The sequence below is a fragment of the Pseudoalteromonas sp. XMcav2-N genome (assembly GCF_024124545.1).
GTDB lineage: Bacteria > Pseudomonadota > Gammaproteobacteria > Enterobacterales > Alteromonadaceae > Pseudoalteromonas.
This window is the reverse complement of the sequence record NZ_JAMXSF010000007.1, coordinates 207,650-227,807: the sequence shown is the minus strand read 5'-3', so window position 1 is coordinate 227,807 and position 20,158 is coordinate 207,650. Positions and strand designations below refer to the sequence as shown.

The following is a 20,158-nucleotide window of genomic DNA, read 5'->3' as shown; positions in this document are numbered from 1 at the left end:
TTTCATTGTCCTTCTTTGAGTAATCCAATGGGACTGCGGCATAGTTGTTTGCGACTAAGCAAGATACCGCTGGCAGCAATGGCCAGTGCGATGGAGAGCGCTTCCACCAGCATCATCAATATACTGCCCTGATAGGACATCGCCAGATTCTGCCGATAAAATGCATCAACAAAACTGTATATCGCTGCAACAGCACACAAGGTGGGGATCAAAGTGACCGTTAGCCACTCAATCAAAAGGATCCGAAAGCCCTGGCCAGGTGTTAAGCCAAAGCTCAATAACAATCCGTTACGGGTCTTATCTTTTTCCATATGAGTCCGAATGGCCGCTACCATCAGAAGATTACTAAGTAAGGCAATAAACACGCTGTAACTCATGACCAGTGCAATCAGTGCCCTGACCTGACTGCGTATTTTACCCAGTAACGCATCCAGTGTGACAAGACGGAGCTGGGGATGTTCACGCCATAACTCCCCAATCGCCGAAGTGCCCGCAGTATTGAGCTCAATGCTACCCATATGATAAACAGGCCCACTCGACAGAGGTGCTCTGCTTTGTTGCAAGACAAACCAAAAGGTCACCGAGCTTCCACCTGGTTTAAATTGATGCACAGAGTTAATTGTGGCTGAAACCCGCTCACCAGCGACATCGAAATGGACAGTGTCATCAAGCGACAGTGCCAACTCAATGAATACCTCATGATCAACAGAAACACTCGCCTGTGAAGGGGTCGTATCCCAGCTTCCCTCTGTCAGAGTGATGTTTTCAGGCATATCTGCATGCCAGTGCAAATTGATTGGCTGTTCCAGACGGCGCTGTGTATCACTGGGCTGCACATCTCGTTCAGCCACCGCAACGTCGTTAAAGTGGGTCACCTGAGCCAGCTGAAAGGGCTGCATTTCTTTGATACTACCCTGATACCGATCAACAAACGCTTCGAGCGCTGTTTTTTGTTCCTCATTGGCACGACTGACAAACACATTGCCCTGATTCTGATAAAGGTAGAGCTCCAGCATATTGGTCACATCCCGGCCCATATTGATACACAGCAGTAATAAAGTCACACTTAGGCCTAGCGCCGTGATTTGTACCAACTTGACCGACATCCGCTTGCGTAACAGCAACATGCTAAAATGCGCCAATACCCAACGTTTTGGCATCAGATAGCCACTGAATTTCAGCACCAGCCAGGTGACAAACAAGACCAATACCACACACAAACCCAATCCACCCAACAGCATGCCACTGAGTAGCCAGTTGTCGGTATAAATCAGGATCAGTGCAACCAGCAGTCCTGCCGGGCTGCACACCGCTAACCAGCGCATATGCTTTTCCTCAGTGCACTGTTCAATCAGTGAACGAATATCACCTCTGAGCAACACCAGCCACATAGGCAGTGCTATGAAAAAGTACACGGCGGTCGCCAATGCAAGGGCACTAAGCAGATCTTGCCAATGCCAGTTCAGCGCGAACCCATCAACATAAAGTTGCGCCAGATGGCTCACACCATAGCTTGCCAGCAAGGCGAGCAAGAGTGCGGGGACCACACTGAGTATAAGAATGATTGCACCAGCACTGATTGCTAAAGCAGGCAACATACGACGCTCCATACCACAGGCCAGCAGTACAGAGACGCTTTTTTTGAGTGGCTGGATCTGTACCTGGCTGCATAGCCACAGGATCAACACGGTCAAAAGCACAATAAGCAAACTGAGTAACCCAAGAAAGTTCTGAACCCGCTCCCAGACTTTGGCAAGCGGATAATTGTTGAGAGATTTACTGATCACCTGCACGCTAGGTGCGCTAGACTGAAATTGCCTGATGGCAGCTTGCAGCCCGTTGTCATGCAGCATCAGTGCTCTGCTTAGATGCGGCGTCAGTTCGCCATCGGGCAGACTTAACTGAGACACCATAGCACGCATATCACTGCCAAGGCCCTCAAGGATCCTGTCAGGTTCAAGCAGCAGTAGAGCAGAAACACGCAGCGGCACGCCGTTTAGTTCAAGCGAATCTCCCAGCTCTACCGCCAGAGCTGCTGCTAACCTTGGCTCAAGCCAGATTTCCCCCAGTCCCGGGCCTTGCTGCATAAGCCGCGCATCAAGCCCTTTACTATCACTGATATGAATGTCTCCCTGAATCGGATAGCTGCTATCCACGGCCTTTAGAATGGCGCTCTGATGCTGAGCGTGATTGCTGAGCGTCACACGGTACTGAGACTGCATACTGTATTTAGTCGCATGTGTTGTTATCCAGTCCAGCTCCGCCTTTTGCCAAGACCGCCTTACTGTCACCTGCGTGTCTGCACCGAGCGTCGATTGCAGATTTTGCGCTAAAAACCGCTCGACGCCCTGTCCCAGTAAGCTGCTGAGTAGCAAATAAACAAATAAAACACACAGGGCAGCGAGCGTTAGCCAGTATTTACCTTGTACAATCTGCCTCCAGAGCAAGGTGTTGAACACCCTGAGCGCATGTATCGGCGACATTGCCTGGTTGCGAACAGCGGGATCAGATGTCATCGTCTGTGCTAGTGACATGGTGTCAGCCTCCCGTGGCTGAGACGATAAGCTCTGTCCATTCGCCTTGCCAGAGCCATATCATGCGTCACTAAAATTAATGACGCGCCGCTTTGCCTGGCGCCTGCCAGCATGAGCGTGATCACCTGTTCTGCGGTTGTCTCATCCAGATTGCCGGTTGGCTCGTCTGCAAATAGTATTCGCGGCTGGACACACAGAGCGCGGGCAATCGCAACCCTTTGCTGTTCTCCCCCGCTTAACTGAGTCACCCCCTGATCCTGCCGCTTTGCCAGGCCCATCTGCGTTAGCCAATGAGCGGCCTGCTTGGTGGCATCTTTATGGCCTCTTAGCTGTAGCGGTAATGCGACATTATCGAGGGCATTTAGCTCAGGCAACAAATGAAATTGCTGGAACACAAAGCCACACTGGGACAGTATCTCGGAGGCTTTAAAAGTCTGATTTTCAAAGCGGTAGCATACGTGGCCCGATTGCGTTGCTTCCAGACCGGCAAGCAAGGACAACAAAGTTGATTTGCCGCATCCGGAAGCACCAACAATAGCAATATGCTCTGCGGCTTCAACGCGCAGTGACAATGCATTGATCAGTGGTAGCTGAGTACCATTATGTAACTGTATGGTGTGGGTTAGGTCGCTGACCTCGAGTGACAGAGCCATGCCTGAATCCTTGAATCATTAATCGTGGACCCAGCATGCGCCCTCAGGTGTGAAAGGAACGTGAAATAGCAACCGCGCTTTTTTACACGCTCACAGTGCGAAGGTTCATACCCGTTTAGTAGTCACACTCTTTGGAAGACAAGCCTGCCAGTCAGCTGTTTCATCAGCATAATCAAGTGCACCTGTCCCTGTGTGACAGGCAAAATGCGTTGCACGCTTGGATCTATTATCGGTACAATACTTTATCCAACCATAAGCTGAGTGGTTAATTTTTACCTTCCAGTTTGCGATTACAGTTTAATTAAAATACGGTTAATCCTGAATTTCCTTGAGTAATGGACTGAGATCAACTTTCGCCTTGAGTCTCGAGGCTATCAAATATAAGCCAGCCAGCTTGCGATGAATAAACAGGGCATCTACCGGTGGGGTGTGCCACTGCCGGGACTGAGTGCTCAACGCTCTACCCTGTTCACTGATCTGCTTTGCCAGACCACTTGAGGCAAAATCAAAGGGTCCGCTTGCTCTGAGCGGTGAAATAGCCAGCTCAAACAAAGACAACACGGCGTTTTGGTAGTGTGGATCAATGTCATCAGAAAAATAGCCTATCTCACAAGCGGCCTCTTTTAGTTTCTGTCGGTTCTGCGCAGCGCCGGCCTGAAGGAGCTTTTTGTAACCCAGGCACAGTGAGGGAGAAATGGTCCTGGTGGCACCAAAGTCGAGCAGTACAATCTGATCTGTGTCACGGTTGTACTGGTAATTGGCCAGATTAGGGTCTGTCTGGACCATTTTTAACTCAAACAGTTCGGTGAAAAACAAGGCTATCAAGCGATAAGCTAACTGGTCGCGCTTTGCCTGCGGTAAAGACGTCATAGCTTCAAGCGGCTCACCCTGAACAAACTCCATCGTTAACAGGTGTTTTGAACTCAGCGCAGGATAGCTCTTCGGTACCTTAAAATGTGGGTTATGCGCAAGCGCCTGCTCAAATGCACTCAGCGCTTTTGCTTCCTGATGATAGTCGGTCTCCACCAACAGCTGCTGCTTTGCCTCTTCAACCAGCGGCGTTATGTTCAGGGTTTTTGGCAACAAACCTGAGAGCTTGATCAGGCTAACTACATTGTCTACATCACTGTGGATACTGTCGGCGACACCCGGATATTGTACTTTAATCGCCAGCGGCAGGCCCTGCTCAGAAGTGGCCTTATGGACCTGACCTATTGACGCGCGGGCAAAACTATTTAACTCAATATGGCTAAACTTATCCAGCCAGTCGGGGCCCAGCTCTTTTTCCAGGGTTGCAACCAATTGCTTGTGTGGCATCGGGGCCGCATCAGAGCGGAGTCGTTCAAGTAACACAGACAGCTCAGCAGGTAACAGCTCACCGGCATCCATAGACAATAACTGGCCTAATTTCATAGCCGCACCACGCAGGTGAGATAACTTCTCGGCTACCGCATGGATATTGCCTGGCTGTAGCAGTAATTCAGAGCGGCTTGCTTTTTGACCACTTAATGCCTGCTTAGCACCTGCAATCATCACGTTAGAAGCAACTTTACCCGCCAGACCGCCAAAATGTGCGAGCCTGCTTAGCCTGCCCGATGGAACGCGCCGCGATTTGTTATTCAAATTTCCACTCCTGTGTCTTGGTGTAACTCTTTTTACGTACGATACCGACATTTTGTTCAGATGGTACAGCTTAAGAATATATCACTGCAAATTTGCAAGCACTTTACCAGCAAAAGGCATCTTGAAGCCCGATGTCTTGTAAAAGATACAATTGCCACAAAGGCAACATGGCTTTTTTTAACCAATTTTAGAGCTTTTATTCACACTTGCTCTGATGAGGGTTATTATCAGATAAGTCTCTTTGCAAAAACCGCCAGAAAAAGGCCCTGTACAATGACCAATATGAGCACAGTTTCTGAACATACCTTGCTAACCATGAACTTTCAGGCGCTGCAATCTGCCTATGCCCGGGACCCTGCGCCCGACTATGCGCAACGCGTTGCTGTGCTCAAAAAGCTCAAACGTGCACTGGTCTCGCACGAACAACACATCTATCAGGCCTTGTCTCAGGATTATGGTTATCGCAGTCAATTCGATACTTTCTTTGCCGACATAATGCCCACCATTGCAGCCATTAATTATGCCATCAAACATCTGAAAAAATGGATGCAGCCCTCAAAACGCCATGCCGGGCTCATGCTTATGCCGTCGAAGGTGAAAGTACATTATCAGCCCTTAGGAGTGGTTGGCGTTGTAACCCCCTGGAATTTTCCCTTTTATCTTGCTCTGGGGCCAACTATACAGGCGCTGGCCGCCGGCAACCGGGTGATGATTAAGATGAGTGAGTTCACACCTCATGCAAATCAGGCATTAAAAAGCATTCTTGAAGATATCAGCGATCATGTACATTTGGTCGAAGGTGATGCACAAATTGGCGCGGCATTCGCGGCTTTGCCATTCGACCATCTGATTTTTACAGGCTCAACCGAGGTCGGCAAACTGGTTGCCAAATCGGCCGCCGACAACCTGACACCTATTACACTGGAATTAGGAGGTAAATCTCCCACCATCATAGATCAGGATATCGATATGGGCGTTGCAGTCGATGCTTTGATAATGGGTAAGTCTATCAATTCCGGACAAATCTGCGTTGCCCCCGATTATATCTTTGTGCCTGCTACGCGTATAGACGCTTTCATAGACACATTTATTGCACGCTATACCGAGTATCACCTTACGAGCAAAAACAGCAACAAACAGAGCCATATTATCTCCGACCGTCAGCTTACCCGGTTACTACATTTGCTGGATGATGCAAAATCAAAAGGTGCTAAAGTTCATGCCGTTAAATCGCATGACCCAAGTGACAACAAGTGTGTTTATCCGCACCTGCTCACCAACGTCAGCGAAGATATGGCAGTGTTGCAAGAAGAGATTTTTGGCTCGCTACTGCCGGTGATGACCTACGATACACTGGATGAGGTTATTTCCTATATTAACGCCCGACCTCGCCCGCTGGCGCTATATATAATGTCAAATAACCGCTCCCTGACAGAGCGCCTGATAGCCAGCACCCACAGTGGGGGGATCAGTATCAATGATACCACCATGCATGTCGTCGCGGACGATGCGCCATTTGGCGGAATTGGTCACTCTGGTATGGGGCAATACCATGGTTATGAAGGGTTTTTAACTTTTTCAAAGGCCAAAACGGTGCTGTATTCCAGTAGCTGGCTGCCAAAAAATCGATTTGTACTCAAACACCGGGATTGGGTGTTTAAGGTACTACGTAAGTGGTTGCTCAGATAATCTGAGTCACCACCTTCTTCTTTCTTCATACTCGTTGTTAGTCCTTACCTGTAACTTGTTGTAATAGCCAAACGCTCACTCGGTAACTATTCTTTTACACCTCTCTGAGCGCAAGGAAAAAACAATGAGCAAGTTAACTGCAATCGCTACGCTGAGTGCGGCCAGTCTGCTGGTCTTAGTTGGCTGTAGCACCAATCGTCATACCACTCCTGCCGACCCTATCGACATTACCAAAGAACAAGGTGACGTGCCCAAGCGGGTATGGCTGGATCAGGGCTGGAGCGAAAAAGTCCGCGAAGATTTCTGGTTCACCGGCCAGGGGTCACAGATCATTCCCTACACCTGGTTTGTATGGCTGGAACAGGCCGACAGTGAACAGTTGTTTCGCCATGCTGAGCATATGGAATTTCTGCGGTATCTGCCCAGCAAAGCCAGTGAACTGAACCCGGGCGGCTTACCCATTGGCTTTGCCCTGCACAGTAACCAAAAAACCGGCGAGAACTGGGTCGGTATGACCTGTGCTGCCTGCCATACCAGCCAGATCGATTACAACGGCACCAAAATGTTAATCGAAGGTGCTCCCACGCTGGCAAACTTTGTACTGTTTTTCGACCGCCTGGTTGCTGCACTGAACAAAACACTGAATGACGATGCCAAATTCAACCGTTTTGCGCTTAACGTATTGGGGTCAAAATACAGCGACAGTAGCCAAGCGAGCCTAAAACAGCGATTACAACAGGTTGCGTTGCAAACCGCACAACGCCAGGCCGTGAATGCACTGCCTGAGGACTACCCGCAAGACTTTACCAGTTATGCCCGGTTAGATGCGTTTGGCAATATTCAGAACGCCGGTACCGCATTTGCGCTCAATGATCTGACCAATAAAAATACCCCGACTGGACCTGTGTCTTATCCTTTCTTATGGGGAACACACCAGTCAGACGTGGTGCAATGGAATGCTTCAGCCCCGAATACACCGATTGTTGGCCCGCTGGTGCGCAACATAGGAGAAGTCGTTGGGGTGTTTGGCGAATTACAGATAGAAGAAGCGCCTTTCTGGCAACGTGTATGGGGTAAAAAATTCCGCTACAGCTCAACGGTAGACATGATTGGACTGGGTAATCTGGAGTCCTGGGTTAAAACCCTGCGCTCGCCCCAGTGGCCGCTTGAGCACCTTCCTGCCATAGATACGCAAAAAGCAGCCAAAGGGGGATTACTTTATAAACAAGCCTGCGCCAGTTGCCACCAACTGATCCCGCGGGAAAAAGAGCATCTCAATTATATCGCGAACCAAACCCTGGTTTCTGAGCTGGGCACAGATCCGGTAACAGCCAATAACGCCTCCTGTCATATGGCGAAAACACTAATTCTGGAAGGCACCAAAGAACGCATTCTGATCGGCAGTAAGTTTCAGGCCATCGACAATGCTATCGATGTGCCTGTCAATGGTGTGGTTGGCTTAGTTTTAAAAGATTTACCCACAGCCCTGAAGGCAGGCAATATTCCTGAAAGAACAGGCACAGACGGGCAGAAAATCTCGGTCGTCAAAGAGCTGGAAAACCTCATCGTGCAACACCTGAAAGCACGGGGAAAACGTGCCGATGCAGTGGAAACCGATTGTGTTGATGGTGTGCTTGATGGCGCCGTTTACAAGGGCCGTCCGCTCAACGGGATCTGGGCCACTGCGCCTTACCTGCATAATGGCTCAGTACCCAACCTATACGAATTGATGAAAAAGCCCGAAGAGCGCGTCACTGAGTTTTGGGTCGGCAGTCGTGAATTCGACCCGGTCAATGTGGGCTACGTCACCACACAAGGACTGAATAAGTTCAGGGTAAAAGCCAGCAACGGCCAGATTATGCCCGGTAACTCCAATCTGGGCCACAGTTACGGCACTGAGTTTAGTGACGAGGAAAAGTGGCAAATCATCGAGTTTATGAAAACGCTGTAGTGCGGATGGCGGCCTGCGTCGCTATGCAGCAGGCCATTTTATACAAAGTACCAACGATAAGGATCCGATATGTGTACTAACTTCAAAATTAAAACCACCTTTGACGACATCATAGTAGGGCGCAGTCAGGAATTTTCTCAGCTGCTGGGACGTTCGTTGATGTTTAGAAAAGCCGGCCACCAGTATGTTCAAAACCTATTTGATCCAGATGGCAAAGACTGCCTACCGAGCGAATGGGCAAAAGCACACTGCCAGTTTACTTGGGAAGGCGATTATGGCTTTGTAGCCATGCAGTCCCTAGACTTTGATCAGGTCGAGAAAGCGTACGATATTCACATCGCCGACTCAGTAAAAACACCCATCGCCACAGATGGTATTAACACTGAAGGCTTGTATGTGGGCTGTCTGTTACAAAATGCTGCCGATTATCCTGCTGTAACCGATCCTGCCAAAGGTTTAGCAGTCACCAATTTAATCGATTACATTCTGAGTACCTGCCAGACATGTGAGGATGTAAAGGAAAGGCTAGCCCCTGATAACCCAGAGGGCGGCTGCCAACAAAACAAACCGCAGGCACATGTGCAAGTCACAGACTCAACCAGGCATAAACTGTTTCATCAGCACTTTCCTGTCCATGACCGCTTTGGTAACAGCATTGTTGTTGAATTTATTAACGGACAGGTTCAGATCCACGAAAATAACCAGTACGGGGTATTAACCAATGACCCGGATTTTCAGTGGCATATAACGAACCTGAACAACTACGCCAATGTCACGCCGGTCTCTTCGCATCATTCAGAGCCTGGTAACTTAAAAGACATTGAAATAAAAAGCCAGGGCAACGGGTTTTCCTTATTGCCAGGTGGCCCGCTACCAACCCACCGGTTTATCAGAGCTGCAATGATGGTCAACTATGCCAAACCGGTATCCAGCACAGATGAAGCAATTAATCTGGCTGCACATATTTTAAATACCGTGGATATTCCTGTGGGCGTTATCCGAGAAATTCCGGAGGAAAAAACACTCAAGCCAGAACTCGATTACACTCAGTACATCACCTTATCGGACCTGAGCAACCAAAAGTTCTATGTGCGTTTGTATGATTCACCACAAGTGTATTCCGTTGACCTGAGCGAACTGGATCTCGATACGCTCAATGGCAAAACATTTGATATTCCCAGAAACATTCTGTCCACAGATCTGACAGAGCAGATCTCTGCAAGTAAAATCGCCAGCGCGCCGTTTCAAGCGGCCAGTTAACATCTGCCGCTACCAGAGTGGCCAACGGGCCACTCTGGTTGCTGTTTGTCTACGGACGATCCACAAATTCGCGGTTAAATGCCAGAAAATCGGTAAATGAACGAGTTCTGAGGTGTTTAAGGTAATTTTCAGACCCGTTGTTTTATTGCTGAAGGCATTCATTCTTGTTATTGGTTTTACTTTGCTCAGAAAACAAGATATTCGGGCAGGAGAAGTCATCGCCGAACATCAAGTATAGTTCGTATACATGTTCTATGGTCATCACTGAACGACCCGATTCAAAATTACTGATTGTTGACTGATCAACATTGAGCTTGGCGGCCAGCTGAGCCTGCGAGAGCTTGTTCTTATGCCTTAACTGTCGCAAATTACATTGTAACCTGAACATCAGTTTATTGATCCTTTGCTTTCTGCCAAATGCATCATTTTTCATACTCGTATCCTTATCACCTTTCCCCTGCCAGCTGACCCTGCACGGATTTACGCAGTCCAATTTCAACCATGACAACACACATTTTGTTTTGCATGCACGCCAGGCGTCAATAACCGCTTATGTGTATTGCTTGTCCAAAGTGCTGCGTGAGTACTGTCATCCCAATATTTAATTAAAAGCCGCTTAATGTAACCAATCTGTTGACCTTTTTAACGATTGGAAATATCGTGTAACGCACAGTCCCGCACGGCTGTTGCATCGGTATAGGTCGGGTACTCTAACTTAAGCCAGATTGACATGTTCCCTTTTTGTATTAACATTGCGACTTTCTTGTTAAGATTATGTTCATTAGAATGTGGAAAAGTCTCCGCATTACAATAAAAAAGGAAAATAAGGACGTGATTGATGGCGATGATTTAAAGGCAATGAGAAAAAATGCCGGCATATCACAGGAGCTGATGGCCAGAAAGTTGGAGTGCGACCGCAAAACAATCAGTAACTATGAGCAGGGCGTCAGCGACATTAAGTCTAAACAGCTGTTTCGCTGGCTGATGCTATGCAAAATAGATACACGATCTTTACTCAATGAAATCAGGCAAATTAGTGGCAGTTTAAATCGCCATGATGCGTCAAAGTTACAGGATGACGAAAAATGAAAAAGATACGCCCACTCACACTTCTAACTAAATTGGCTTCTCTGGTAAAACTAACTGGTCGGAAAACAAGTCATGATCTGAGTAATGATCGCTTAACTTGTAGACAACAGGAGCTAATAACAGGTGGTTTAGGAGCAAAGAAGCCACCCAGGCTCGCTTTTTCTGAGGCTCAAAAGTCAAACGACAATTCAGAAAAACAACAGCTTAACACTAAGATTTGTGAGCTGGTGGTGGGTGGAGTAGTTGCTAAAAAGCCCCCTAGAGTTGCTAGAGTCAGTACAGATCTAAAACCTGATAATCCTATGGATTGCGTACAAGGATAAGGAATGAAACTATCAAACTTAATCTTGCTCAGCATAGCTTGCTTAGCATTTTTTTATATACACCTTTGGGATGATCGCCTTGTAACTCCCCAGTACCTAATATTTCTTTTCGTTTGCGCATGCTATGGCAAATATAAAAAAGACTCTAATATAACTCATATTTCCGGTTATATATTTATTGTAACCGGAGTCTCATTCGTTGTTTTTGAGAATGGTATGATAAACTACGTAACCCCCTCAGAAAGCCCGCTTCTGCAAGGAACTATTATTTATGGAACACAACTAATATTAAGTCTTGCTACTGTTTTTGTACTGATTTTTAGAGTTCAGCTTTCTAAATTAATTTCAAAGTCACCTCAAATTGAACTGACGAACTTTGATGGCATTTTCCATTGGATATACATATACATGTCGTTAGTGTATTTTTTGGGTATGATCGAGAATATTGCCTGGTCTTACTTCGAATTGAAATCCTGGACATTGATATATGATAATTTTGAAGGATTAATCTATATCGCCTGGGCACTATGTTGTGGCGCATTGCTAACCATGATGATCCTATCCGCAAGAGAAGGAGATGCGCAGGCTTCCCGCGCATCTTAATTGACTTTTAAAATACTATCGTCAAATGCCAGTCAGCAAAACTGACTGGCATTTTTTATGGGCCCCTCTAACTTGCATGCACCCGTTTTATTTCTTCAATTAAAGCCTCAGCTAAGGGCGATGCCGTATTACTTTTTGACGTGATCAGCATCACCGGGATCTGATAGGCGTATATTTCTGGCTGTATGGCTCTGAACATGCCTTTGTCGACCCAGTAGCTGGCGTAATGCTCAGGCAGGTAACCTATAAACTCGCCAGACAGTATTAAGTGGGCAATGCCTTCGTCGTGATAGGCAATGGCACTATTCTGATAGTTAAGGCCATCGTTGCGCACTTCTTTATCGCGCAGGTAGTTACTGGTGATCACCTCGGCCTCGGCAAGTAATGCCTCTAACTCGGCACTGTCTCTATCGAAATTATCCTTCTCGATTTTACTCTGGTCACTTTCCACCAAATCAAACAAAGGGTGACCCTGCGCACAATATAAATAGTTGTACTCATTATGCAGCGGATAATAATCCAAACCGCGCAGCTGATGGCGGCTCACGCCCAGTCCCACCAGAGAGCGGCCATTGACCACTGAGGTTTCGACTTCGCGGGCTTCACACACATGGATATCAAACTGAATATTGCCACCGCGGGCTTTAAGCGCCGAAATGGCGCGCGCTAAACCGCAACGGGGATCGCTGACCATAGTATCTATGGTAGCAATGGTCACTCGCCCCGAGAGTTCGTTTTTAGAGCTGGCCACAGTGCTGGCAAAGGCTTCACACTGTTGCAGCAGCTCCAGCGATGCCTGATAAGTCACCCTGCCCGGCTCTGTCAGCTCAAAGCCGCTGCGCCCGCGTTTGCATAATTTCAGGCCCAGTCGTACTTCCAGATCCGATAAGTGCGAACTAATGGTCGAACGGCCGATGTTCAGGCGCGACTCCGCAGCCGACAGTCCACCACACTCCACAATAGCGACAAAGATCCGCAACAACCTTAAATCAACGTCTTGTACCTGCACGCGTATTTACCTCTTTTGGTTTATGGCTTGTAATGCTCCGGCCTACCCTATTTCTCCCGTCAGATTTAACACCCGAGTTGCCGGCTGGTAGATCCCGCATCAAGTGCGGGATGACCAGAGTGGGTGCGGGATGACCGGAGTGGGTGCGGGATGACCGGAGTTGGATGCGGGATAACAGGATGTACAGACTAATTGCATAGTATAAGTGCAGCCATTTAAATTCATTCACCATCTGAACTAAAGCGAAAGACTCACCCTTTACTTCCCTCTTCCCGGCCATTTATCCTGTCATCCCGGCCTCCTCTTACGTCATCCCGGCCTTCTCTTCCGTCATCCCGGCCCTGAGCCGGGATCTACGCCCAACTCACTCAGCAGTCTGGTTTAACACCCAAGTTGCCGGCTGGTAGATCCCGCATCAAGTGCGGGATGACCGGAGTTGGATGCTTAACAATCGGAGTTGAGCATTTAACAACCGAATTTGAGTGCCTAATAACCGGAGTTGGGTGCTGAATTACCGGAGTTGAGTTCGGGATGACCCAGGTTAAACGTACGCTGTTCAACCAAAACAACACCTCTTACTCGCCCAAACTTTTAGTTCGATACTTTTTAGTTCAGCTTTTTAGTTCGGTAAAACCGGAATGAATTACGATAATTATGCATTTATAAAACAACTACAGCAAGTTAGGATTGCGGGATAAAAGCACCATCTGCTTGTAACAAGATGATATTTAGGAGAATAAAATGACGTTTAGATATGGTATCGATCGTCTGGATCTGGACACAGTCAACGGCATTGCCGACGGCAGCATCAAAGCCGAACTGTGTCAGGAAGCGCTGGAAAAAATCAACGCCAGCCGCAGCAACGTAGACGTGATGGCCGCCTCAGACAAGGCCGTGTACGGTATTAACACTGGTTTTGGTCCGCTGTGCGACACGCAAATCTCTCCAGAAGAAACCAATCTGCTGCAAAAAAACCTGCTTATCACTCATGCTGTTGGGGTTGGCGAGCCAATCGCTAAGCCCATTTCTAAGCTGATGTTAATCACCAAAGTTCACGCGCTGAGCCAGGGCTTCTCAGGTATTCGTCTGGAAACCGTGGAGCGTATGCTGAAGTTTATTGAGCTGGATCTTATTCCTGTTGTGCCGGAGCAAGGCTCTGTGGGTGCATCGGGCGACCTGGCGCCGCTGTCTCACTTATTCCTGCCGCTGCTTGGCGAAGGTGAATTCTGGCAGGGTGACAAAATTGTACCTGCGGCCGAAGCACTAAAAGAACATGGCCTGGAGCCAATGGAGTTGCACGCCAAAGAAGGCCTGGCGCTGATTAATGGCACTCAGTTTATCCTCTCACACGCCATTACCGCGCTGACCAAAATGCGCTACCTGCTCGATTTGGCTGACGTTGCCGGTGCCATGAGTATTGAAGGTATGCAGGGCAGCCAGTCGCCGTTCCGTGAAGAGCTGCACCAAATTCGCGCCTTTGCCGGTAACCTGGAAGTGGCCAAGCGGATGCGTCGTTTATTCAAAGACTCACAAAATATGGCCGATCACGAAGAGTGCGACCGCGTACAGGACCCGTATTCACTGCGTTGTATTCCACAGGTGCATGGTGCGTCTCGTAACGCCTACAACCACCTTAAAGAGCTGGCAGAGATTGAAATGAACTCAGTCACCGACAACCCGATTGTGATCAGCAGCGAAGAAGCCATCTCAGGCGGTAGCTTCCACGGTCAGCCGTTGGCCATGGTGCTGGATTACGCATCGATTGCAGCCGCTGAGCTGGGTAACATTTCAGACCGCCGCTGTTATTTGCTACTGGAAGGTCTGCACGGCCTGCCGCGCCTGTTAACCACTTCTGGCGGTCTGAACTCGGGCATGATGATCCCGCAGTACACCACCGCAGCTTTGGTCACCGAAAACAAATCACTGTGCTTCCCGCCATCGGCTGACAGCGTACCCACCTCCATGGGCCAGGAAGACCACGTGTCTATGGGCAGTATCTCGGGTCGTAAACTGAATCAGATCCTGGGTAACCTGGAAAAAATCTTTGCCATTGAGCTGATGTATGCTGCTCAGGCCATCGAGTTCAGACGTCCTAACACCTGCTCAGACCTGATTGAAGAGAACTTTGCGCTGATCCGCAGCAAAGTCGCCAAACTTGAAGAAGACAGACTGCTTAAGCCTGACATTGATCACATGGTAGCATTGGTTAAGTCACAAGCATTTACGGTTAACTAAGGGGAAAATAACAATGACCACAACACTGAGTTTTCAGGACCAAATTAAGCAAGGGATCCCCAGCGAGTTGCCTGCGCCAAAGGCTTACCCGGCAGGTGCCAACCGCGCCCCTAAGCGTAAAGACATTTTATCAGCCGACGAAAAGCAACTGGCGCTGCGCAATGCGCTACGCTACTTCCCGAAAGAATGGCACCAGGAGCTGGCAGCTGAATTTGCCGAGGAGCTGAAAAACTTCGGCCGTATTTACATGTACCGCTTTAAGCCTAACTACGACCTTAAAGCGCGCTCTGTCAGCGATTATCCTGCTAAGTGTCAGCAAGCCGCAGCCATCATGCTGATGATCGACAATAACCTGGATCCGGCAGTTGCGCAGCACCCGGAAGAGTTGATCACTTACGGCGGTAACGGCGCGGTATTCCAGAACTGGGCGCAGTATCTGCTGGCCATGAAATACCTGAGCGAGATGGAAAACGACCAGACACTACACATTTACTCTGGTCACCCGATGGGCTTGTTCCCGTCAAGCGAAGACGCGCCGCGCGTTGTTGTCACCAATGGTATGATGATCCCGAACTACTCTAAGCCTGATGACTGGGAAAAATTCAACGCGCTGGGCGTGACTCAGTACGGTCAGATGACTGCTGGTTCTTTCATGTACATTGGCCCACAGGGCATTGTTCACGGTACCACCATCACTGTGATGAACGCATTCCGCAAAGTCCTTGAAAAAGGCGACAGCCCGAAAGGCAAAGTATTCCTGACCGCCGGTCTTGGTGGCATGAGTGGTGCACAACCTAAAGCCGGTAACATCGCTAACTGTATTACTGTCTGTGCCGAAGTGAATCCGGCTGCTGCCACTAAACGTCACCAGCAAGGCTGGGTTGATGAGCTTATCGACAACATGGACGAGCTGGTTGCGCGCGTTAAGACCGCGCAGGAGAACGAAGAAGTGGTATCGATTGCCTATATCGGTAACGTGGTTGATGTCTGGGAAACCTTCTATGAGCAGGATATTTTCATTCACCTGGGGTCAGATCAGACGTCGCTGCACAACCCCTGGTCAGGCGGTTACTACCCGGTCGATATCAGTTTTGAAGAGTCTAACCGACTGATCCGCGAAGAGCCGGAAGTCTTCAAAGAAAAAGTCCAGGCCACGCTGAAGCGTCATGCCGATGCGGTGAACAAGCACACTGCCCGTGGCACTTACTTCTTCGACTACGGCAATGCTTTCTTGCTCGAATCATCTCGTGCCGGTGGCGATGTGATGGCTGAAAATGGCATCGACTTTAAATATCCGTCTTACGTACAGGATATTCTTGGCCCAATGTGTTTTGACTACGGCTTTGGCCCATTCCGCTGGGTATGTGCTTCTGGCAATCCGGCTGATCTGGACAAAACCGATGCCATTGCAGCTGAAGTGCTGAATAAGATCATGGCGGAATCGCCGGAAGAGATCCAACAGCAGATGCAGGACAACATCACCTGGATCAAAGATGCCAAGCAAAACAAACTGGTTGTTGGCTCACAAGCTCGTATTCTGTACGCCGATGCACAAGGTCGTATGGAAATCGCCAAGGCCTTTAACGATGCAATTGCTCGTGGCGACATTGGTCCTGTGGTATTGGGCCGTGACCACCACGATGTAAGTGGTACCGATTCACCGTTCCGCGAAACGTCCAATATTTATGATGGCAGTCGCTTTACCGCAGATATGGCCATTCACAACGTGATTGGCGACAGCTTCCGTGGTGCAACCTGGGTGTCTATCCACAACGGCGGTGGTGTTGGCTGGGGTGAAGTGATCAACGGCGGTTTTGGTATGGTACTGGATGGCAGCAGCGACGCTGAGCGTCGTCTTAAGTCTATGCTGTTGTTCGATGTTAACAATGGTATTGCAAGACGCAGCTGGGCCCGTAACGAAGAAGCCAATTTTGCAATCAAACGCGAAATGGCCCGCACGCCTAAGCTGAAAGTAACCCTGCCAAATGGCGTAGACGACGAGATTCTCAATAACCTCTCGCTCTAAACGCTAACAATCGGTATGAAAAAATGGCTGCTCCTGGGTAGCCATTTTTGTCTCTGCGCTACTTTATCTGACAAAGTCGGACAGTGTCACATGACATAACAGGCTGCCCCTTTAAGTGTCTTTAATATGTCATAATTTTGAAGCTTTACTGCCATACACCAAGCGCAAAATAGACCAAGACATTATCCCATTATGTCTTGTATTATCAGACAACGAGCCAGTTTCTGGCTCTTTTTTTGTTGCTAATTTTTTGTTATAGACTAACATATCCTTGTTAAAAAATTTGACAGGGACACCATTTATGACCCGCACTGAAAAACTACTATATCGCTTAATCTTGGCAGAATTACTCAGTTGCCATCCAACCCCATTATCTTTATCAACACTTAGGCTTCAGGGCGTAACAAAGCACCGTGTCAATTGCCAAAAGGTAATAGACATTATGCTTGAGCAGCAAGTTATTGTAATGTCTCATTTGGGCGAAATAACACTGCCCCCTGAAAGTAACCTTATCAAACAGATTGAACATGCTAATGCTCCTGATTTAGCTCAGGTTGAATAGCTTACCCACAGATTTTGTGACTATCTTGTGAGTAACTCAAGGATAAAAGTGGTCCAAGAAAGCAAAGCTGTTTCAAACCGCACATCGGGTTTACCCAAACTCAATCACCGCGCCGCCGGGAATGCCCCCCGGTATCCACATGAGCAATCAGTGGCGCAATGCCGGTAATAAAGACGCGCCCGTTCCGTCGATATCAGACAATAATTCAAGGCCCAGGATCTGCGCTACCACAGGATAAATATCGAGGTTTTTCACCGGGCCAATCTTCACCCCCTGTTTAAACGCCGGGCCCACTGCAACAAAGGTCGCATGCATATCCTGTGTAACGGCAAAGCCATGCGTGCCATAGTGTTTGTCTTTGTCATCGTATGCAAAATAACGTGGTGCCTGAGTTTCAATCACAATATCAGCCGTCGTTGCATCTATCGTCACACCGCGACTTTTGAGTGTTTCTTCACTGAGGATATCATAGCGACCGCGAGCATTGCGTTTCAGCTGTGCCCGAATCTCTTGCAGGTCCATCTCCGTATTGGGTTGTTTATATAACCAGACCTGCGTACCACTGTTCTTTACTATAAAATCACTCAGATCAATGCCCAGATCAGAAAGCTGCAAACTCCGCTCAGGATCCAGCTGGGCCATACCATGGTCTGACACAATGATAAGGTTGACGTCCTGCTCTACTTCGCGCTGTATGCGCCGCGCCAGCTGACCTATCAATTTATCCACCTTTTGCACCGCCTCATAAGTCTGTTGTGCATCAGGACCAAATTCATGGCCCATGGTGTCGACGAGTGAAAAATACCCGGCAACAAAGCGGGGGCGAGTCTGCTCTGGCAACTTCAGCCATTGAATAATTTGATCAATGCGCTGCTGATAATCACTGTGCTTTGAATAGTGGTAAAAATAGCTGGGAGTCATACCATTGAAGCGGGCATCGGATTCGGGCCAGAAATAGGTTGCCGCTTTTAACCCTTGCATTTGCGCCAAATTCCAAAGCGGGATCCCTTTTAACCATGAGCTGTCATCCTGACCATGCCCCATTTTATAACACTGGTTACGGTCTTTGTCGCAAAAGTGGTTGCCCACAATACCATGATTGGACGGCAGCAAACCGGTTACAATAGACAAGTGGTTGGGAAAAGTCTTGGTAGGATATACAGGCTCCAGATACTCGGCCCTCACTCCCTGCGCTGCCAAAGAAGCCAGATTCTTTGCATTATGCTTTTCAATGTAGTCCCAGCGAAAGCCATCCAGTGAGAATATCACCACACTTTGATCAGATGCCTGACCAGGTGACGCCTTAACTGATGCTGCCTTAACAGGTAATGTAAAAGCAGCGCTAAAAACCGTGGTAATAAAAATCAGCAAAGCCGATAGTGCGCGAGTTGTCATCATGCCCATTTGTTCCTAAAACAATAAACCAACGGGCGCACTGTAAAACTAAAAGATGAATAAAATGAAGGACCTTTTGCCGAGACAGGGCCTATTTTCGACTAATCACAGATTTTCAGGACGAGTCACCCCGCCCCGTTTTCAGTTATCGTAGATGCTGAACCAGAGCCCACTGCTCACCTGTGCAACTCACTTCAGCCAGCGCGCCATTGATCATCACCAGATTGGGCGCAATATGAGACACGTCCACTCCCGTCACAACCGGAATCGTCAAATCCTCTAACGCCATTTTGACCGCAGTCTCTCCGTCAAACGCTTTTCCGGCACTCCCCGAAACGGCATTGCGACCAATAAGAATACCGGCAGCATGTTCAAACGCGCCGCGTAACTTGAGACTCTGTAAAGCCCGGTAATAGCCAGTTGGCGACTGCTCAGCATTTTCAAAATAGAAGATAAGCTTGTCATCCGGGTGCCTGTCAAGCAGTCTTTGCGGATCAAAATACTCAGAGCCAAACATCAGCATATGCGTGTCCAGGCATCCTCCCAACAAGCGCCCGCTAAACGACACTGAGCCATCAAGCTGTTCATCATGATTTATTCGCTGCCAGCCACTTTGCTCTGTCAAATTAAATACCGCTTCGCTGTCTTGCGCATAATTGCTGTAGCCTTGTTCAAAAAAAGGCGCGGGAATTTGCGTAAACGAACCGCCTGATGCCGTATACAAGTGCTTAAAAGTGTTAGCGGTCAAGGGATCCGACTGTGCAAGTGAAAGCTGCATAAGGTTAGTGCAATGACACGTAGCCCAGCCCAGTTTACTGGTAAATGCGCTCAGCACGGTGCTGATATCTGAAAACCCCATTAGCCACTTAGGCCGGGCATGTTGCAGTGCCTCCCAGTCGAGCAAGGGCAACAAGTCCATGGCAATTTCACCGCCCCAGGGGGCCATAATGGCATCAACCTGATCGTCCATTAAAAACCGCATAAGCTCTTCAACGCGCTGAGCTACCGGTGCGCTGACATGCAGTTGGTCGTCCCTTAAACACTGACCTTCGAGCACCTTAAACCCACGTAGCACCAGGTCTTGTAACACTCTGTCAAGGCGAGCGTGCAAAGGTGTTGGTACACCACTGGAAAAGGCGGTAACAGCAATAGTACTGCCAGAGGTTAAGGGAGCGGGATAGTACATAAGGCATCCTTTTTACATGC

Annotated in this window: 16 protein-coding genes; 9 read left to right on the top strand and 7 right to left on the bottom strand. The window is 48.5% G+C overall.

What is annotated here, in order from left to right; genetic code table 11:
* Window positions 1-2 precede the first annotated feature (2 nt).
* From NH568_RS11560 to NH568_RS11550, 3 genes are all read right to left on the bottom strand, one after another.
* Window positions 3-2,534, bottom strand: a complete 2,532-nt coding sequence (locus tag NH568_RS11560; RefSeq protein WP_253047432.1) for an FtsX-like permease family protein — start codon at window positions 2,532-2,534, stop codon at window positions 3-5.
* A complete protein-coding gene (locus NH568_RS11555; protein ID WP_253047430.1) occupies window positions 2,525-3,187 on the bottom strand; it encodes an ABC transporter ATP-binding protein in 663 nt (220 codons plus the stop codon). Before NH568_RS11555 ends, NH568_RS11560 begins: the two co-directional genes overlap by 10 nt.
* 312 nt (window positions 3,188-3,499) lie before the next feature.
* On the bottom strand, window positions 3,500-4,810 hold the full coding sequence (locus NH568_RS11550) for an AarF/ABC1/UbiB kinase family protein (RefSeq protein ID WP_253047428.1): 1,311 nt from the start codon (window positions 4,808-4,810) through the stop codon (window positions 3,500-3,502).
* Between the two features lie 282 nt (window positions 4,811-5,092).
* Between NH568_RS11550 and NH568_RS11545 the strand changes: the two genes are divergently transcribed.
* From NH568_RS11545 to NH568_RS11535, 3 genes are all read left to right on the top strand, one after another.
* A complete protein-coding gene (locus NH568_RS11545) occupies window positions 5,093-6,499 on the top strand; it encodes a coniferyl aldehyde dehydrogenase (protein WP_253047426.1) in 1,407 nt (468 codons plus the stop codon).
* Window positions 6,500-6,623: 124 nt separating this feature from the next.
* Window positions 6,624-8,450, top strand: coding sequence for a di-heme-cytochrome C peroxidase (locus tag NH568_RS11540; protein WP_253047424.1), 1,827 nt, complete (start codon window positions 6,624-6,626; stop codon window positions 8,448-8,450).
* A gap of 69 nt (window positions 8,451-8,519) precedes the next feature.
* Window positions 8,520-9,710: a linear amide C-N hydrolase gene (locus tag NH568_RS11535; RefSeq protein WP_253047422.1), complete on the top strand. Its 1,191-nt coding sequence runs from the start codon at window positions 8,520-8,522 to the stop codon at window positions 9,708-9,710.
* Window positions 9,711-9,852: 142 nt separating this feature from the next.
* Here the strand turns inward: NH568_RS11535 and NH568_RS11530 are convergent, their stop codons facing one another.
* Window positions 9,853-10,143 (bottom strand): helix-turn-helix transcriptional regulator, encoded by a 291-nt coding sequence (locus NH568_RS11530; RefSeq protein ID WP_253047420.1) that lies wholly within the window; start codon window positions 10,141-10,143, stop codon window positions 9,853-9,855.
* Window positions 10,144-10,496: 353 nt separating this feature from the next.
* Here NH568_RS11530 and NH568_RS11525 point away from each other — a divergent pair, with 353 nt between their 5' ends.
* The 3 genes from NH568_RS11525 to NH568_RS11515 are packed head-to-tail and all read left to right on the top strand — an operon-like array spanning window position 10,497 to window position 11,725.
* Window positions 10,497-10,799, top strand: a complete 303-nt coding sequence (locus NH568_RS11525; protein ID WP_253047418.1) for a helix-turn-helix transcriptional regulator — start codon at window positions 10,497-10,499, stop codon at window positions 10,797-10,799.
* Window positions 10,796-11,122 (top strand): hypothetical protein, encoded by a 327-nt coding sequence (locus tag NH568_RS11520; RefSeq protein ID WP_253047416.1) that lies wholly within the window; start codon window positions 10,796-10,798, stop codon window positions 11,120-11,122. The genes NH568_RS11525 and NH568_RS11520 overlap by 4 nt, the downstream gene beginning before the upstream one ends.
* A gap of 3 nt (window positions 11,123-11,125) precedes the next feature.
* Window positions 11,126-11,725, top strand: coding sequence for a hypothetical protein (locus NH568_RS11515; protein WP_253047414.1), 600 nt, complete (start codon window positions 11,126-11,128; stop codon window positions 11,723-11,725).
* A 67-nt stretch (window positions 11,726-11,792) separates the two neighbouring features.
* Here NH568_RS11515 and NH568_RS11510 read toward each other — a convergent pair whose 3' ends face one another.
* The gene (locus NH568_RS11510) at window positions 11,793-12,734 is read right to left on the bottom strand and encodes a LysR family transcriptional regulator (RefSeq protein WP_253047412.1); all 942 of its coding nucleotides are present in this window, start codon (window positions 12,732-12,734) and stop codon (window positions 11,793-11,795) included.
* A gap of 741 nt (window positions 12,735-13,475) precedes the next feature.
* Between NH568_RS11510 and hutH the strand changes: the two genes are divergently transcribed.
* The 3 genes from hutH to NH568_RS11495 all read left to right on the top strand — a co-directional run bounded on the left by hutH (window position 13,476) and on the right by NH568_RS11495 (window position 17,557).
* Entirely contained in the window at window positions 13,476-14,969 is a 1,494-nt protein-coding gene (hutH, locus tag NH568_RS11505) for a histidine ammonia-lyase (protein WP_253047410.1), read from the top strand.
* 13 nt (window positions 14,970-14,982) lie between these two features.
* Window positions 14,983-16,995: a urocanate hydratase gene (locus NH568_RS11500; protein ID WP_253047408.1), complete on the top strand. Its 2,013-nt coding sequence runs from the start codon at window positions 14,983-14,985 to the stop codon at window positions 16,993-16,995.
* A gap of 301 nt (window positions 16,996-17,296) precedes the next feature.
* Window positions 17,297-17,557 (top strand): hypothetical protein, encoded by a 261-nt coding sequence (locus NH568_RS11495; protein ID WP_253047406.1) that lies wholly within the window; start codon window positions 17,297-17,299, stop codon window positions 17,555-17,557.
* Between the two features lie 147 nt (window positions 17,558-17,704).
* Here NH568_RS11495 and NH568_RS11490 read toward each other — a convergent pair whose 3' ends face one another.
* Together NH568_RS11490 and NH568_RS11485 are read right to left on the bottom strand one after the other, a co-directional pair.
* Window positions 17,705-18,955, bottom strand: coding sequence for an alkaline phosphatase family protein (locus NH568_RS11490; protein ID WP_253047404.1), 1,251 nt, complete (start codon window positions 18,953-18,955; stop codon window positions 17,705-17,707).
* Window positions 18,956-19,097: 142 nt separating this feature from the next.
* Complete coding sequence (locus NH568_RS11485; protein WP_253047402.1) at window positions 19,098-20,138, bottom strand: S66 peptidase family protein; 1,041 nt, start codon at window positions 20,136-20,138, stop codon at window positions 19,098-19,100.
* Window positions 20,139-20,158 lie beyond the last annotated feature (20 nt).